Origin of the sequence: Noviherbaspirillum saxi (assembly GCF_003591035.1) — a bacterium.
Classification (GTDB): domain Bacteria; phylum Pseudomonadota; class Gammaproteobacteria; order Burkholderiales; family Burkholderiaceae_D; genus Noviherbaspirillum; species Noviherbaspirillum saxi.
This window is the reverse complement of the sequence record NZ_QYUO01000003.1, coordinates 591,952-609,480: the sequence shown is the minus strand read 5'-3', so window position 1 is coordinate 609,480 and position 17,529 is coordinate 591,952. Positions and strand designations below refer to the sequence as shown.

Here is a 17,529-nt window from a genome sequence, read left to right as displayed (position 1 = left end):
GCCGATCAATCTCAAATCAAGTAATCAACAGAACCTCTAATCCCTGTAGAACCTCACCTTTCATTGGATAGGCATTCTCCTATTCGACTGAATTCAGTTTTTTACTTCATCATGGTCATGAATGCTTATGCAAGCCTCAGAAGCTGTCTTTAGGGCCTTGTAAATGGTAACTCATTGAACCAACAGGAATTTTAGTCCCCGTAGAATCTCACCTTTCGTTGTGTGTTCATCGTTTGAAGCGTTTAAGGTGAGCTTCCACAGGGAGTGATAGACATCTGCCTGTAAAAGCTCACCTTTACCAGACAGGCAAGACGCCTTCTCGATGTATTTGCTTGTAGAAAGGTGAGGTTCTACAGGGATCAGTTGTCTTTTAATCCCCGTAGAACCTCACCTTTGTCTAAAGAATGGTTCCGAGATCGGATATTTACTCAGAAATCTGCTAGCGAGATGGCGTTTAGACGTGCAAAGGTGAGGATATACAGGGAGTCAGTCCCCGTATATCCTCACCTTTCGCAGTGCAGGAATGCATTACAGGAAGCATTTTGATTATCGCTTCCTGTAAAGGCTCACCTTTGATGATGAAGGCTTGCGTTTTAAGCTGTTTTTTTATGCCATGCCCAGTTTTTTCGTCTCCCCTGCCCTTTTCGCCTCTCCATGCATCCTGGAAGAGCCTTGTAATGTGGGTCATCAAGCTTAGGCTTGATATTTGATCCCCGTAGAGGCTCACCTATATCCGTGGTAGAGCACATATTCCCTCTTTAGAGGTGAGGCGCTCTATCCACCTTTCCGCCCTATTCGGTATTCGCAGTTATTTCTCGAATATGCGCGTGGTTCCGTATTTGGTAATATCATGCCACAAATGCGAAACATTCCACAAGAAATGGAGAAATGATGGAAAACCAAGGGGTAAGCCTTTCGCAAGTCAGCATGCATGACTTGGACGATTTGGCGAGCACTGCTGCGGATGTCCTTGCGCAAGTCCGCGATGCTATGGTCGAGCCGCATCCGCGCAAAGTTGCACCGACCTTCAGTAGTGCGGCGATCGCCGACCTATGCGGAGTCGATAAAACGCAAGTGAAGTACCTTGCTCAAAAACATAACCTGCCGAATGGCCAAAAGATCGAAGGTTCGAAAGCCAAAGAATACAGCCTTGAAGATGCGATCGCATGGGTCATGACAATCGGCAAACGCCCTTCCCGTCCCGAAGATAAATCCGGCAAGGTGATTTCGGTCTGCAATTACAAGGGCGGCGTGGCAAAGACCAGCACCACCGTTGCAATTGCTCAGGCATTGACGCTGCGCGGATTGAAAGTATTAGTCATCGATTGCGATGGACAGGGAACAGCAACGCAACTGATTGGCATTAGTCCGGAGCAGGATGTCGAGATTGAACAAACCATCATGCCGTATATCCATGGCGACGAACCGGATCTGCGCTATGCCGTGCAATCGAGTTATTGGCATAACCTGTCCGTCATTCCGGCATCCAGCGGATTGCTCGCTGCCGAGTTTGCTATTCCAGCCAAGGCCATGTCGCAACGCGGCTTCCGATTCTGGGAAATGCTCAAAACAGGTATAGCGCCACTCCGCAAGGATTTCGATCTTATCCTGATCGATACCTCTCCGAGCTTATCTCATCTCACGGTGAATGCGATGATCGCCGCAGACGGCCTGTTGATGCCCTGCCCGCCCGACGCCCTGGATTTTGCTTCCAGCGTCCAGTTCTGGGGAATTTTCTCCGAGCTGGTGGATGGATTGCCCGACGCAAAAGAAAAGCGCTACGACTTCATATCGATCATTTACACAAAGGTGCAGGCAAACGAGATTTCTCGCCTGGTTAAAACCTGGATGAAACAAGCCTATGGCACACATATCAATGGCATAGAAATTCCGGACAGTACCGCGGCACGAACCGCATCGGCGCAATTGAAAACCATCTATGACCTCAGCAAGCCGGATGGCAGTGCGGAAGCATATCGACGCTACAAGGATCCTTTGGACCGACTCGCCGATTATGTTCTTGACCAACTCGCTCTCGGCTGGAGGCAATAATGAGTATCTACGATAAGCTCGGCGCAAAAACCGCTGGAATCAAGGCACGGACCGTCGACAAGCCGACCGAAAAAACGCCGCGTACCGCTCCCGGCATGTTCCTGAACGCTGCGCAACGCATTGATGCAGCGGAAACCAAGGTCGAAGAACTCGAAGCGCGGTTGAAAGAAGCGGAAGCCGCCGCAGTTGGCCGGGAGCTTTCGCTCGATGCCTTGCATGAAGTTGCTGGCCGGCGCCGGAAGCTGACCGAACAGCAATATAACGAACTCAAAGAAAATCTTCGACAAAATCCTTTGGTCACTCCGGTAACAGTCCGGAAAAGAGAAGAGGGCGGTTTTGAAATTGTTTCCGGTAATAATCGCGTCGCCGTATTCCGCGAACTGGGACGTACGCATATCCCAGCCGTACTGTTGGAAAGCGACGATGACCAGGCTGAGATCAATGCATTCTATGCAAACCTGATTCAGCCCGATCTCCCGCCATTCGAAAAGTACCTCGGATTTAAAAAAATCTTGAGTAAGCACCCCCAGTTGACACATACCCAAATCGCTAGCGCCGCTGGAGTCTCGCGTTCATTCGTGTCGCAGTTGATGGCATTTGATGAGTTGCCGGAGGAAGCTATTGCAATCCTTTTGGAAAAGCCCGGTGCGATAGGGGCGAATGCGGCACAGGATCTTGCTGTGCTGGCAAAAAAAGGCAAGAGTGAAAAAGTTATAGAAGCGATCGCAAAAGCAGCATCCGGCGAATTGGACCAAGCGCAAGCAGTGCGCTATGCAGCACTAGATAGTGCAGTAAAGAGGATGGTTATCAAGTCCGAGCCGGTCAGAATTCGGAGCGGAAAGACTACCTATTGCGACCTGCGTCGTGCGAATAATGTGTTGCGGCTGCAGTTTCAAAGTGCAGAGGAAGCAAGTGCTGCGCAAGAGATGATCCAGGACGTACTTGAGAAGCTCGCCGCTGAAAATAGGGTTGGTTAGAGCAGGTGATACTATCACTCGCTTTAAATTCAATGGCTTACAAAAAGTAGTGCATGAATGGCCGATCCCCTTGAGTGTGAAGCGGGTAGGCCAAGCACTTAAACCATATCATCCCGAAGCGGACTTATGGTTTAAGTGCAAATAACTCTGCAAGCCTTTTCATATCCGCCTGCTGTCAGATCCCTTTTGGTCTTCTGGCTGACTGGAAAGCTGTGTGATAGTATCACCCGCTTTAAAATCAATGACTTAGCGAATTTGATTGCTCGGGAGAGCATTCATAGCGTATTCGCACTCAATTTCCAATCTTCCGCCTGCATACCTATAGCCCCACGCAATCATTCATGCTGCACCGATCAGTGTTCCTTATCCGGTAAGCTTCCTGCAGGGCAAGCTCGGCTCGTCACTAATCATGCGCGGTACGCAGATACCGCTTCTCGTACCGCAGAGACGCCGCTTTCTAAGGCCAGAACACCCGCTGCTAACCAAATGAAGGTTGCCGCAATTCTGAGAGCAGTTTCGGTGTGACTGGTCAGACGAGTTCAAGGCGGTTTGCCGGTGGAACAAGGCACAGCGACACAACATGCCGGTGCCATCACAAGGAGGCATTGGCGGCCTCCGCAACGCTATGCTCCAGGCAAAGCGTCCGGCGTCGACAGTCAGGCCGAAACAATACACCCTAGGATTTTGTTTAACAGACCCAACCTCGCCGTTGCGAATCTTGTTCCGCACCAACTTTCTGCCTTTATGTATTACCGCTACTGGTAGGTATGGCAAGGTCGGATAAGAGTTGCATGCCGAGGAAGTTATCGTTGAAGTCATCATCAAAGGTGAGACTCCACAGGGATCGACTATCCAGACCCGGCACGATCAGCGGCGACATGGCGCGGGGTGAAATGAAATACCTTGATCCACAGAATTCCTAATAGCGATTTAAAGTAAAATTCCCAAGTGCATTAATTTCCTTGTGCAAGGCATTGATTATTAAGGACAATATGCTGCCACATGGCGGATCAAGCGCTTTCTTCACTGAATTTTGCGATCAATGATAATGATTTGAGGCAAGGACTGGCACAACAGAGTTAGGAAGCACCATGTGAGCATAACCATGTGCAGATACCGCACTAAAATTGTAAGCAGCTCTTGTCATATTGATAGATGCCAAAGTCTCGCCTTCGCGCTTCGGTAGTCTAAATATGCAACACTCCCAAGTAATGAGTCCCTTTCGCCCGCTTACCCTCACTGGTTAGCGGGCGTTTTTATTGGTAATGAAGCGCAGTACTTTTACTGCGATGGAAAAACAATGACGCCACGCGCATTACGTCCGGCGCTCAGGTCGGCGAATGCCTGTGGCGCTTCATCAATGGTGTAAGTGCGGGTAATGAGTTCGTCCAGCTTGAGCTGGTGCGTGTGGTACAACCGCAGCAGGCGAGGGAAGTCTTCTCTTGGCCGGGCCGATCCGAAATAGCTTCCGGTTAAAGTCTTTTCACCGAAGGTCAGCGACGCAGTCTTGATCGATGTCCGATCCGTCAACGGCGCAACGCCCACCACGACCGCCGTCCCTCCCTTGCCGAGACAGCCATATGCTTGCGCCGCGATGTCGCCCGAGCCGACGCATTCGAATGCATAATCGGCTCCGCCACGGGTGAGCGCATTGATCGCCTTGACGATATTATCGACACCAGTCGCATTCACACTATGTGTGGCGCCAAACTGCCTGGCCATGTCAAGCTTGGCATCCGAGGTGTCTATCGCGATAATCATTGTCGCACCGGCGATCGCACACCCTTGAATCGCATTCAGGCCAACGCCGCCACAGCCAAACACTACCGCAGTCGAACCAGGGGTGACCTTGGCAGTGTTGATCGCTGCACCGACCCCCGTCATGACGCCGCATCCAATCAAGGCAGCCTTTTCCAATGGAACGGTGGCATCGACCTTGACGACATTGTCGACATGGAGTGTCGCGTATTCCGCCATCACGCCGCATCCCGAAAACACGCTCAGCGCATGGCCCGCAAGGTCACGGGTGCGTACAGTCCTGTCAGGCAGCGTCGTTGTGGTCCTGGCGGCCTGGTCGCACAGCTGTGGACGCCCGGTCTGGCAATAGCGGCACTTGCCGCACATGCTGACAAAAGAACTGAGGACGTGATCGCCCACCTTGTATTCATCAACGCCTTCGCCGACCGCAACCACTCTGCCGGCGCCTTCATGCCCAAGGATGACGGGGGGAGTAAAAGGGATTGTGCCATTGGTTGCGGACAAGTCGCTGTGACACACACCGCATGCCGCGAGCTTGATCATGACTTCACCACGCCGCGGTGCTTCGACCACCACTCGCTCGACGACCACCGGTTGATTTTTTTCACGCCAGACCACGGCCTTGCCAATTTGCTCCATCGTATTCCTCACCAATATCAGATATCAGTTGGTTAAACCGCGCCACAGCACGGGCTTCGCGTTACGTTGCCGGTACGCGACTCAAACCTGTGGAATAATCAAAAACGGGAAATGCAAAGTGAAAGATCGCAGGCGTTGAGATCGGCGATCAAGCGTCGTTAGTCGACCGGCTAACATGCTCGTCGCCAGCGCATAAAAGGACGGTTCTTCGGCGGTGCTAAGGCATTCCGGAAATTCGTCATGCTTGTCTCCATCCAACCGGGCTCGTTTTTATTCGCTGCCTATCGATTTTTTATTTGAGCATACGAATCGAACGGTTGTCCACTTTCTTTACCTCTGCACGTCATTTGTTTCGCTTGGCGGTTTGCGCAACCGTTTTCGGAAGATCTGCAAGGCGCGCGACGTGCTATCACGTTGGTGAATAACTGTAATCACCACAATAAAGAAGACGACTTGGTGACAGGAAGATATAGTGACCCCGTCTCCTCCAACTCTTCTTGAATTGGATTCAGCCCGCCCTCGAAAGATTGGCGGGCTTTTTTTTGTGTGCAACCGGTTAAACGGACACACTATTATTTTTTTCGTATCTACTCCAGACGTGCGCCGGACTGCTTGACGAGCTTTGCATGCTTTTCGAGTTCGGTCTTGAAGAATTGGGTGGCTGCCTCCGGTGAGCTACCGATCAACATGATTCCCTGTGCCGACAACGCTTCCTGAGCCTCTTTTGTCGACAGGGCTGTTTTGGTGTCGCTGTGAAGCTTGTCAACGACGCTAGCCGGCAATCCGGCCGGGCCGATCACGGCAATCCAGGAATCGAAGCTGTAGTTGACCAGGCCTTGTTCCGCAAGTGTAGGCACATCGGGCAGCACGGCCGATCGCTTCGCGGTCGAAAGGCCAATGGCGCGCAATTTCCCCGCTTTGACATGCGCCGCGACTGCAGTCACCGAGACGAAACCCAGCTGTACTTGCCCGCCGAGAAGATCGTTGGTTAGTGGTCCGGTTCCGCGGTACGGCACATGCCTGATATCAATGGCGGCCTCCGCTTTCAACATTTCTCCGGCCAGATGCAGGGAGCTGCCGTTTCCCGCCGATCCATAGTTCAATTCACCCGGCTTGGCTTTTGCCAACGCAAGCAGTTCCTTCAAGTCCTTGGCCGGCAACGAAGGGTGCGCCACCAGCACCAGCGGTACCGTGCCGATCACCGAGATCGGCGTAATGTCCGTGATGGCATCGAACGGGACTGATTTGTAGATACTGGGATTGATTACGTGATTGGACGATACCATGCCGAATGTCGAGCCATCCTTCGGTGCGCGTACCAACTGTGTGGTACCGGTGACGCCACCTGCGCCTACCAGGTTTTCCACCATCACCGCACGTCCTGCGGTTTTTGCGTACTGGTTGGCCATGACCCGTGCAACCGCATCGACGGTCGAGCCCGCCGTCAGCGGCACGATCAGACGGATGGGTTTGTCGCCCAGTCCTTGCGCCGAAAGGGAGAGGGTGGGCAACGCGAGTGTAGCTGCGAGCAGGGCGATCGTGCTACGGCGCCTGGGCGATTGGATAGTCATGATGTCTCCTTCACTCCATCAATGTGGATAGTTAGTTGGGAAAGCGTTTGCGCAGTTCGGCAAAAGACACAAGCTCGCCGGCAATGGCGCTCGCGGCCACGGTGGGAGGGCTTGCCAGCCATACCTTTCCGGGGCCGGAGCGGCCGGGAAAATTGCGGTTGATCGCGCTGATGGTGACTTGCCCCGCATCGGTCGACGATCCGGGACCGCAGTTGGCGCACGCACCGCATGCGGGTTGGAGCATTTCGGCACCGACTTCTTCAAACGCCTTCAGGTATCCGCGTTCAATACAGTAATCCCGAACCGCGCTGGTACCGAACTGCAGATACAACTTCACGTTCGGCGGCACGCGCAAACCGTTTTCCGCTGCCCATTGCAGCACCTCGTGATAGTGGTCAAAGTCTTCGCGCTTGCCTGCAGTGCAAGAGCCGCCATATGCAATGTCGAACTTGACGCGTTCGCTCAATTTTTCGAGCGCTATGCCGTTCCCCGGATCGCCAGGCGCAGCGACCATGGGAACGATCTTGTCGCAGTCGATCCGGATGGTATCCGCATAGTGAGCGCCTTCGTCGCTGCGCATCCATGGCTCAAGCCTGAAATCGATACCACGGCGCTCGCGCAGAAAGCGTACCGTTTCTTCATCCGGTGCGACGATACCGGTAAACCCGCCCAGCTCTGCAGTCATGTTGGTCAATGTCGCACGCTCGTCGGTCGACAAGCCTGCGATCACCGGACCGGTGAACTCAAATATCTTGCCGACACCCGCCCCAGCCTTGATCCTGTCATCGGCGAGCAGATGAAGCACCAAGTCCTTGGCGGTGACGCCGGCTTGCATTTTCCCTGCAAAATCGATACGCAAGGATTCCGGTACGGTTAGCCGCACGGCGCCCGTCACCATGCTGTTTGCCATGTCGGTGGTGCCTACGCCGAATGCGACGCACCCGACCGCGCCGCTATGCGGCGTATGGGAATCGGTACCGACCACGACTTGGCCGGGCAGGGCATACAGTTCGGCCATCATTGCATGCGATATTCCGTGCGACCCGCCTTCCATTCCGTCCAGCCCTTCCAGATATCCATGGCTGCGCACCTGATAATCGCTGACGAAAGCGCGATGCGCGTTGGAGAGATTGCGCACGTCACTGAGCAACCCGTTATTCAAATGTGCGGGGCTGCGATGCGAATAAGAGAGATGGTCCTCGAATGCGAGGATCGATTGCGGATCATGCAGCGTCACCGGTTTGCCGAATGTCGCATGCAGCATGTGAGTGCACATGCCGGTGTAGTACTCATGAATGAAGCGCCAGTCCGCCCGTACAAAACCACCATTGCCCGCCAGCAGCGTGCCGTCGGTATCTTCAGTACGGATCAGGTGGCGTGCGAGAATCTTTTGCGCCAGGGTTTGCGCAGAACTGCTGTCATGAGCGGCCGTAGCGACTTCGACCTTGCGCATCCGTTGCTGGCCGTAACGTAACAATCCGCCGCTGCGCAAGATCGCTGCCGCGACCTTATCGCGTGAGGCAACCAGTTCTTCCATATCGATTGCTTCTCCGCGTCGTATACGGTCGAGCAGTCCAAAATCGGTGGATGTGAACAATCCAACGTTGTCGGCGTTTTGGCGATAGATGCGCTCGAAGCTTTCTGCAATCACGAGACGGATGCCAGCCGTGCGTTCGGCTACCGGACTGTGCTCACGCGACGAGCCCTTGCCGAAACGCTTGCCCGCAACCGTGACGCAAAACCCGCCATTCATCACGGCATCCCTGCTGATCGGCAAGGTTTCGCCGGCCTTGAATCCGACATAGGGATAGCGGCCGAGCCGCTCGTCGTAGTAGGCAAGCACCGGGATGGGCGTTATCTCATCGGTGGACACATCATTGCGTAGCGCCCCGGCTTCATCCAGCGTCAGATCCCGACCGCTCAGCTGTGCTGTAACCAGTTCAGGATCTGCGCTCAGGAAAAGTATGCGTCCGGAAAACGAAAGTTTTGTCATGCTGACCTCCTGAGACGCAATCTACACATCGATCGCACAACGATGAAGTGCTGGATGGCAGTGTCAGGCATCGCAACTTGCGATGGGTCGCAGCCTTTTTCCAATCAGGAAACGAAATGCGGCGACGCGCTATAAACTCAGCTTGCGATCTGCGACGACGATTCCATCTTCGTCGGCATATAGCCAATGGTTAGGACAAAAGGATATGTGCTGAAATGCCAGAGAAATCTCGCGTTCGCACGGTACCGAGGCGGGCCAGCATGGCTTGGAGGGAAGGCTTCCCAATGCATGGATGCCGAGCGGGATATCTCGCAAGATTGTCAGATCTCGTACATAGCCATGGATGATGATACCAGCCCAATTGTTGCGCAATCCAAGCATCGCCATGCGGTCGCCTAATATGGCCCACGCCGCCTCCGGCCCCCCTCCGTCTACAACAAGCACGCGTTCGTTGCCCGGCTCTGCCAGAATATCTGTGAGGCGGGGAGGAACCCCATCAATGCCAGAAACGGTTGCGATCTGTCCGCAATAATGTTTTTGCCCAGCCAGCGCAATGAGGCCGGATCTCGCTACTTGCAAGCGCAGGCCCGGAGTATCCATGTAACGGTCATGCAAGTCTGCAGTAGAAAACGCCTGGTCATTGTTCAGAGATACGGGGCCTTTCGGCGACCGTGCATCGTCATTTATCATTCTCGGCAATCTGTTCAAGCGTGATGAGCAAAAGGATTCATTTCATGAAATGATCATGCATCGCTTGCTGAACATGAACCGCTGTTTTGGCAAGGCAGGAATCGCCAATTGCGATGGCGAAAAAAGGATGACATCCGGTGTGTATGGGAATGAGTTAGCCGTTTTGCGCAAGGAAGTTCACCAGTGTATGTGCTGTTGCGCTCAATTGACCCAATTCCTTGAACACGACGACCAGCTCGCGCGTTGCCCAGACATCGGCGAGTGGAATCAGTTGCACATTCAAGGTGTTCAGGTAAAGCTCGCCGACCTGGTGCGGGACTATGGCTACACCCAGCCCGGCGTGCACCATGCGACAAAGCGCATCGAGGCTGCTGACGCGGATCTTGATGTTCAAGTCTGCTCCCAGCTTTTTCGCTTCCCTGGCCAGCAAAATCGTCAGGGCACTCGGGCTACGCAATCCGACAAAATTTTCCTGCATCAGGCTTGCGAAATGTATCTGTGTCGCCCCCGCCAGTGCGTGTCCATGCGGAATCATGAGCGACAGGCGGTCGGTGCGGTAATGCAGGCGCTCAAAGTGTTCAAGGCCTTCGATCGCATTGCAGATACCGAAATCGGCGCCTCGTTCCTCAAGCACGCGCAGCACTTCGACGCTGTTGTGTTCTTCAATGTCGATATTCACATCGGGGAAAAGGCGCTGAAAGGCAGCGATATCTTCAGGCAGGAACTGCACAATCGAGGCCAGATTGGCAACGATGCGCACGTTGCCCTTTGCCCCCGAACAATACTGAGACAGTTCTGCGCCGAGGGATTCGATGGTCCCAATCACGGTAAGCGCATGCCGCAGCAATGTCTCTCCGACCGGAGTAACTACGATGCCACGCGACTGTCTCTGAATCACTGGCAGGCCGATGAGCGCCTCTATATCCGCGATACGGCGGCTTACCGCAGACGGTGCAATGAACTCGCGTTCGGCAGCGCGGGCGATATTCCGTTCCTGACATACCGCGACGAACAAACGAAGCGAGGTGAGGTCGAGCTTTCTAAGAAGATTGTCCATGGCTGCGGATCGCCAACTTGGCGTGCAAAGGTAGTATGCAATTCTACTTCTATCGCCGTTGTCCGATCTGCCTGCACTCTCTCGACCATTTTTCCGCACTTCTACGGCGCGACTTCGACGGTCACCGTTTCACCAGGACGCATGTCGAACACTAGTTTGCCGTTTGAAATCGTTGCGGGAATCGCGGTGCCTGCCGCATTGCGCGCGCGAACTTGTCCTTTCAGCGTTTCTTTCACAGGTATGCCAACGGTTAGCGGGGTCATGCATACCGAGGCGTTATAGCTTCCGCCAAGTTGAACGATCGCTTGACGCGATGAAGCCGACGTAATTGCAGGCGTCACCTGGGGGCGGCACAACCGGTATCGCGCAACGTTCACATAAGTGTCGATCCAGAGTTTGGAAGAGAATTGGCTTGCATAAGTAAGATGGTCACGAAGGAATTGCGACGTCACCGGACTCCACCCGTCGCCGTCGACGCCGTGCCCGCCAGCGACCAGCCATCCGCCGGCGCTCACCATATTGGCCAGCTGATTGTTCGCCTCGGTTAGCGCTGCGGACAAACTGGAGCTGTGGTCCTGGTCAAAAAATGCGAAGGCATAAGCGCTTTCCCCCATATCAAGCTTGCGCACCGCAAGATGACTGGTATTGGCCATCGCGAGCGCTTTGCTGGTGTACTGGTGCCAGGGAAATGCAAAGCTTAATGGGCGGATACCGAGCTGCTGTTCGATCATTTGCTGCGCACCATTGATTTCGGAATTCAGGGTTTGATCACTTAAGCTAGGGTCCGCCATCTCAATGGCATGTGTCATCGAGTGATTGCCGATCTCGTGGCCTTTGTTCGCCAGGTCTTTCCAGAATGTCCAGCCGGTAAGATCCTGAACGGTGCTCGCGACAATGTAAAAGGTCGCGCGTACGCCGAAGCTTTCGAATATCGCAGCAATCTTGTCGCTCGAAGTATAGCCATCGTCGAAGGTGTACGATGCGGCCGCATCCTTATTACCCTTGTAGCGCGTTATCTGCGGCGCAGTCAGATCGAAACAGCGATCGATGATTGCATTGCAATCGGTACCCGGCGAGGGGGTCGGTGCGGGGGCTGGCGATGTCGCCGCATACTCGCATATCTTGTTGGCGCCCGGCAGCGGGTCGCCGAACACGCTATTGTTACAGCCGATCGATGCGGTGGCCGTCAAGATCGCATAGGTACCGTTGAGACCATAACGCACTTGGCGCGTTCCGGAGAACGTACATACGCCATACTCGTCCGCACATTTGGTCCATGACCCTGGAGTTGGAGTTGGAGTTGGAGTTGGAGTTGGAGTTGGAGTTGGAGTTGGAGTCGGAGTCGGAGTCGGAGTCGGAGTCGGAGTCGGAGTCGGAGTCGGAGTCGGAGTCGGAGTCGGAGTCGGAGTCGGAGTCGGAGTCGGAGTCGGAGTCGGAGTCGGAGTCGGAGTCGGAGTCGGAGTCGGAGTCGGGGCGGCGGCCCCATATTCACAAATCTTGTTGGCGCCTGGTAGCGGATCGCCAAATACGTTGTTATTGCATCCGATTGACCCGGAAGCGATCCTCGTGGCATAAGTACCGTTTAATCCATAACGGACTTCCCGCGTGCCAGTGAATACGCATACGCCGTGTTCGTCAGCGCACTTAGTCCAGGAACCGGGAGTAGGTGTCGGAGTAGGTGTCGGAGTAGGCGTCGGAGTAGGCGTCGGAGTAGGCGTCGCATATTCGCAGATCTTGTCCGCACCGGGCAGCGGGTCACCAAATACTTCATTACTGCAGCCTATGCTGCTCGTCGCGCTACGTGTGGCATAGGTACCGTTTAGTCCATACCTTACTTGTGTGGTTCCTGAAAATGAACACGTTCCATACTCGTCCGCGCATTTGGTCCAAACGACGGTTTCCAATTCGGGTGCCAACTGTGGTGACGCGCCGGCTCCGGCACGCCTGGTATGGATGTCTGATTCGGTAGTCCCGCCTCCGCAGGCTGTTAATCCGCTTAGGATCGATAGGAGTAAGCTGCTTAACACCGGCGGGCGTACAGACCTCATATCCAAGCTCCTTAGGCGGATTTTCAGATTGTTTATTTATTCTATTTTCCGGTTGCAAGAGCGCGATTGACATGAGTCGGTCGCATAAGGTCGGCTAATTGCGAAAGAACAAGGAGGCGATGCGTTGCCAAGAAAACGAAGGACGTCTATCAGAACTGCGATAACAAGGCAGGATGTCGAAGGCCATACTGACGCGCAAGCAGGCGCAACGCGACAAGCCGCATTCTGATATGCGTTTTAAGCAAAATTCATTACCGACTATGGCTAGCACGCACTATCAGGTAAAGTGCGATTGAATCGAGGTCGGGTTTAGGATAAGCCATGACTGGCTAAGGTCTTTCGGCTTGCCGGAGTCGCAGCCGATGTTTATGTAAGTGTGTGCTTGCGCACTGTAACAGTGCTGACTCGCCTGTTTTTTGGATGCATGCCCAAGCTTAGGCTTGCCTGTTTGCGTTCATTTATATGGTCCTGCATGCTAAGTCTGCGTGGCACATGCAAGTAACGCTAAGCGTTTATTTCAATGTATCCGCCGATCTTGCAGTAGTATGATAGAAGTGTTTATTCACTTTCGGAAAAATCATGGAACGCAAAAATCCAGGCCGCAATGACACCGCAAAATCCTCAAAGCTATTTATGAATGTCCCTGTTTCCGCAGAAACGCGTGAAGGACTGCACGAGTTGAAAGACGCAATGGCTGTCGAGAGTCAGGCAGAAGTAATTGAAAAACTGGTCAAGATGGGCTTGGCGCTTCAGCGCGCTCTACGTGACTAAAGCAATACACCCCTTCGGTGTGGACAGGGGCGAGGCCTGGCACGGACAGGCATGTATAGCTTTGGCCTAAGGAAACTTAGCAGGCTGTTGAAGAAGGAAGTGCGCGGACGCGTACGAATGGTGCGAATAGCACCGAAGGGCTCGCTCTTGCTAAGCACATTAGTTTTTCAAAGTGTATTAGCGCAATAGGATGGACGCGCATACCCGTAACGGCATTGATGTGCAAAGTGGAAATATCAATGACTACTTAAATCGGGGGCGTCTATCAGGTCCGCTTGCTGCGTTGCATCCTTTCCGTACAGCCGTGATGGCCTCTTTGGCACGCATGATCATCGTCTTTTGATTTGCCCGTTCTTCGCATTTGACGCCTTTACGAAAAGGCCAATGTAGTTCAGGACAGGTTATGGAAACGAAAAAAGCTCGCCGAGGCGAGCTTTAATTTACTACTCAGAGTAACCGCCAAAGACCCGCGCTATCTGCGTGGTGCCCTTGGCTATGGTCATTCGACAACCCATGCTATCTGCATGGTGTCATCTATAGCCGATCTGATTCCGCTGCTTGTCGGTGATAGCCGCATTACCGGTATCGCCGACTTGGGGATGAATATGCCAGCCGCCGTTTGTGGCAGCGACATGATTAAATGGGGCTGATATTGCTTGCCTTCTCGCCTTTCGGGCCGGTACCGCGTTCGAAGGAGACGCGCTGGTTTTCTGCCAGGCTTTTGAAGCCGTTTCCTTTGATGTCCTGAAAGTGGGCGAACAGGTCGGCGCCACCGTTGTCCGGGGTAATAAAGCCAAAACCCTTGGCGTCATTGAACCACTTTACTGTGCCAGTTTGAATACTCATGTTACTTCCTTGTTGAAAAATTAGGGCCGATGCCCAGACACACCCAAAACCAAGATAGGTAACCGAAGGGATTCAAACAGGAATGGCTCAGAAGAGAGCAAGACGGGAAAGAGACCAACAATAACGACGACTTGATGCAAGTGTAGAGCGCAATATACAGGTGAAAGCGGGAATCCCCTAATGTTATTTGCGTTTATTTTGTTGCTGCCTGAAAGGCATTTCCATTAATCATGATACGAATGAACACTAACTTTCAGAACGCATACGTCGCGGCGGGAGGGCGCGACAATAATTGGGCAATAGCACTGCGCAGTCGCTCCTCGGTTCGGCGTGTTCGGCTCCCGCTGTCCGTGCTGGTAAGTTCCACATCGGGAAAGTAGAGACGCACGGTCTTTGTTTCGGTAGAGAGCTCTAGCTGATGCGCATGTTGGAGCGAGAAATCTTTGCCCAAGTCCCAGACGCACTTGGAAATTTCTATGCCATTCTCTCTACCAATCACCACCGCCTTTGCGGAGATGGCTTCTGCACCTGCTTGGCGATCAGACTGGGTTTTGCTGTTCTGATCCATGACTGCTTCCTTCGCCTTAGTAACGGCGTCGATGTTGATTTGGATTGACGGGGCCGCGTTTCTCGAGATGCCTGAAAGTAATGCGTCCCTTGCTCAAATCATATGGAGACATTTCGATCGTCACCTTGTCGCCAGCGAGGATGCGGATGTGATGCTGTCGCATCTTCCCTGAAGTGTAGGCAACCAACTGGTGACCATTTTCAAGGTTAACACGGAAACGGGAATCGGGAAGTACTTCTTCCACAAGACCGTTCATTTCTAGAAGTTCTTCTTTAGCCATATTTCATTTCATGTAAAAACGAATGCTGTTGCCGAGGCAACCGATGCAAGCGACATATTCCGGGTCAGCTTGTCTTGCAGACGGTAAAAATAATCCTGCTGTTCGCAGGCACGATCGCATGATTCCGCGCTTCTCACTTGTGGTATGGCAAGCGGGATAAAGCACGCTTAGACTGGGCACATCAGCGTGTACCCTTGTTGCACAGCAGAAAAACGTTGGAGAAGAATTGACACGCGTAAAGCATTCTGAATGCGTGTGAACCAGAACGATGAAAGTGTGAAGACTGACGACCAACCCAACCAGAGGGAAGTCAGCCCAGTGAGTCCGTATTATAACCCATGGCTCAAACCCGCTCTTTGATTGGCGGCAATGGGCTGAAATTAATGCATGGTCCCGACGCACCGAGTGTAATACCAATCCCAACTCATAACGTGCCATGAAATCCCGTCTTTTTCTGGGGGCGCCGAGCCCCGCTTGGCTGGGTTGCACTCGTCGTCAATCGCCCGCTATTGACTCCTCCTGCGCCTTGCCAGTCGAAACAAGCCATCGATTTCCTGCGCCACGTCATGGGTCAGGATTGGTATAACCCGCTGCCCGCGGTTTTACTCGCCGTCCATCGGCGGCCGGCGAGTAAATTGAATTACCGATGGTGGGTTTGCCTGGAATAGATGCACCACTCCACGGCCTTTATCCTACAGTGGTCTTGCGTTGGCGAATCTTGATGAATTCAGGCCGCTTTCCAGAAGATGTAATCCGCCTGGTATTTGACTATTTCCCGCTTGCCTTTGGTGGCTGCGCTGCATTCGGAAGCCGGAGCCACACCCCCTTTGAGTGCAACACGCTGGATGAAAGTCACGCCGGTCATCATGCCGGATCCCATCGCAGGATTCGCCTTGACGAGTTGGTACGGCAGATTTCCCGTGCCGGACGGTGCGACCGCCAGTTGGGTGCCGGTAATTTTCGAGCCATCGGCCGCCTCCCAAGTCGCTGGCGGACCATAATAGGTTCCCACCTGTTTGCCGCTGCGGTCGCTGAGCACAGCCTTTGGTCCGACAAAGACCCACTCCATCGCTCCCGCGGTATTTGCCTTGTCCCGGCATTCGTACATGATTTCACCGGTGCCGACGGTTTCCATCGCAACCTTGTTACCGGCGGCGACCTTGATGGATTCTGGCAAGCTGTCTTGCGAGTACATCCTCGGCGTTGATGACATGGTGCCGCAAGCGGTCAGCAGTGCGATTGCGCAGACAGCAGCACATAAGGGATAGGGGTGGAGGGAGGCATTCATTAGGGTTCTCCAAGAGTTAATCTGACGGTCAAGTTTCTGCAGCTTGGATGCTGCTACATTCACTACGCAGCAATGCCGATTTTGGATGCAGCAGGATGCAGATAAAACCCGGAGCGGCGCAAAAATAAATGCCGGGATCAATTGTGCCGCCAACGAATGCCGGGTCTCTGCTACGCTGAAAATCCGCCATCGATCGACAGGCTGGCACCAGTGATATAACCGGCTTCCGCGCTGGCGAGATAAGAGACGAAGCCGGCGATCTCATCGGCGTGCCCGTAGCGGTTCAACGGCATCATCTCTTTCAATGTTTGCGCGAATTCACCGCTGTCCGGATTCATATCGGTGTCGACCGGGCCAGGCTGCACGTTGTTGACGGTGATGCCGCGCGGACCAAGATCGCGCGCGAGACCGCGGGTAAGGCCGACCAGCGCGGATTTGCTCATCGCATACGGGCCGCCGCCGGGAAAGGGCATGCGTTCGGCATTGGTGCTGCCGATGTTGATTACCCGGCCTCCATCGTTCATGTGACGCGCCGCTTCCTGGGTAGCGACGAATACGCTGCGGACATTGACTGCCAGCGTGCGGTCGAAATCATCAAGCGAGAATTCGTCAAGAGGCGCCAGAGCCAGTACGCCGGCATTGTTGACCAGAATGTCGAGACGACCCAGTCTTTCGACTGCGTGACGTATGGCGTTTTTCAGCGCGACTGCGTCGGCACTGTCGGCCTTCAATGCCAGCGCACGTCCGCCTGCGGCTTCGATCTCGCTGACGAGCGCCTGCGCTTTGTCGGCGGCGTTGATGTACGTAAGCGCAACCGCGGCGCCATCGGCTGCCAGACGCCGGGCGATGGCGGCGCCGATACCGCGCGAGCCGCCTTGAATGAATGCCGCCTTGCCGGATAAGTCTGCTCTGCTGACCATGTTATGTCCTCCATAAAAGTAAGTGAGGCGCTCAGTATCCAGGCTCGAACCGCATACAACTAGTCCATAAT

The 17,529-nt window shown here is 53.9% G+C and carries 14 protein-coding genes; 3 read left to right on the top strand and 11 right to left on the bottom strand.

Features of this window, described 5'->3' with window-relative positions; translation table 11 throughout:
* Positions 1–888: 888 nt before the first annotated feature.
* The gene (locus D3871_RS25955) at positions 889–2,052 is read left to right on the top strand and encodes a ParA family protein (RefSeq protein ID WP_119771977.1); all 1,164 of its coding nucleotides are present in this window, start codon (positions 889–891) and stop codon (positions 2,050–2,052) included.
* Positions 2,052–3,029: a ParB/RepB/Spo0J family partition protein gene (locus tag D3871_RS25950; protein WP_119771976.1), complete on the top strand. Its 978-nt coding sequence runs from the start codon at positions 2,052–2,054 to the stop codon at positions 3,027–3,029. Before D3871_RS25955 ends, D3871_RS25950 begins: the two co-directional genes overlap by 1 nt.
* 1,281 nt (positions 3,030–4,310) lie before the next feature.
* Here the strand turns inward: D3871_RS25950 and D3871_RS25945 are convergent.
* The 6 genes from D3871_RS25945 to D3871_RS31150 all read right to left on the bottom strand — a co-directional run bounded on the left by D3871_RS25945 (position 4,311) and on the right by D3871_RS31150 (position 11,960).
* A complete protein-coding gene (locus D3871_RS25945; RefSeq protein WP_119771975.1) occupies positions 4,311–5,426 on the bottom strand; it encodes a zinc-binding dehydrogenase in 1,116 nt (371 codons plus the stop codon).
* Between the two features lie 587 nt (positions 5,427–6,013).
* The gene (locus D3871_RS25940; protein WP_119771974.1) at positions 6,014–6,997 is read right to left on the bottom strand and encodes a tripartite tricarboxylate transporter substrate binding protein; all 984 of its coding nucleotides are present in this window, start codon (positions 6,995–6,997) and stop codon (positions 6,014–6,016) included.
* Between the two features lie 31 nt (positions 6,998–7,028).
* The gene (locus D3871_RS25935) at positions 7,029–8,990 is read right to left on the bottom strand and encodes an aconitase family protein (RefSeq protein ID WP_119771973.1); all 1,962 of its coding nucleotides are present in this window, start codon (positions 8,988–8,990) and stop codon (positions 7,029–7,031) included.
* Between the two features lie 129 nt (positions 8,991–9,119).
* Entirely contained in the window at positions 9,120–9,680 is a 561-nt protein-coding gene (locus tag D3871_RS25930; protein ID WP_119771972.1) for an RraA family protein, read from the bottom strand.
* A 154-nt stretch (positions 9,681–9,834) separates the two neighbouring features.
* A complete protein-coding gene (locus D3871_RS25925) occupies positions 9,835–10,737 on the bottom strand; it encodes a LysR family transcriptional regulator (protein ID WP_119771971.1) in 903 nt (300 codons plus the stop codon).
* Between the two features lie 101 nt (positions 10,738–10,838).
* Positions 10,839–11,960, bottom strand: coding sequence for a polysaccharide deacetylase family protein (locus tag D3871_RS31150; protein WP_119771970.1), 1,122 nt, complete (start codon positions 11,958–11,960; stop codon positions 10,839–10,841).
* Positions 11,961–13,364: 1,404 nt separating this feature from the next.
* Here D3871_RS31150 and D3871_RS25905 point away from each other — a divergent pair.
* On the top strand, positions 13,365–13,556 hold the full coding sequence (locus D3871_RS25905) for a hypothetical protein (protein ID WP_119771968.1): 192 nt from the start codon (positions 13,365–13,367) through the stop codon (positions 13,554–13,556).
* Between the two features lie 636 nt (positions 13,557–14,192).
* Here D3871_RS25905 and D3871_RS25900 read toward each other — a convergent pair.
* The 5 genes from D3871_RS25900 to D3871_RS25880 all read right to left on the bottom strand — a co-directional run bounded on the left by D3871_RS25900 (position 14,193) and on the right by D3871_RS25880 (position 17,458).
* The gene (locus D3871_RS25900) at positions 14,193–14,402 is read right to left on the bottom strand and encodes a cold-shock protein (protein WP_119771967.1); all 210 of its coding nucleotides are present in this window, start codon (positions 14,400–14,402) and stop codon (positions 14,193–14,195) included.
* Between the two features lie 253 nt (positions 14,403–14,655).
* Positions 14,656–14,970, bottom strand: a complete 315-nt coding sequence (locus D3871_RS25895) for a hypothetical protein (protein WP_233575824.1) — start codon at positions 14,968–14,970, stop codon at positions 14,656–14,658.
* A 16-nt stretch (positions 14,971–14,986) separates the two neighbouring features.
* Entirely contained in the window at positions 14,987–15,250 is a 264-nt protein-coding gene (infA, locus tag D3871_RS25890) for a translation initiation factor IF-1 (RefSeq protein ID WP_119771966.1), read from the bottom strand.
* 727 nt (positions 15,251–15,977) lie between these two features.
* Positions 15,978–16,538 (bottom strand): DUF3455 domain-containing protein, encoded by a 561-nt coding sequence (locus D3871_RS25885; RefSeq protein ID WP_119771965.1) that lies wholly within the window; start codon positions 16,536–16,538, stop codon positions 15,978–15,980.
* A gap of 170 nt (positions 16,539–16,708) precedes the next feature.
* Entirely contained in the window at positions 16,709–17,458 is a 750-nt protein-coding gene (locus D3871_RS25880) for a 3-oxoacyl-ACP reductase family protein (RefSeq protein WP_119771964.1), read from the bottom strand.
* Positions 17,459–17,529: the final 71 nt, after the last annotated feature.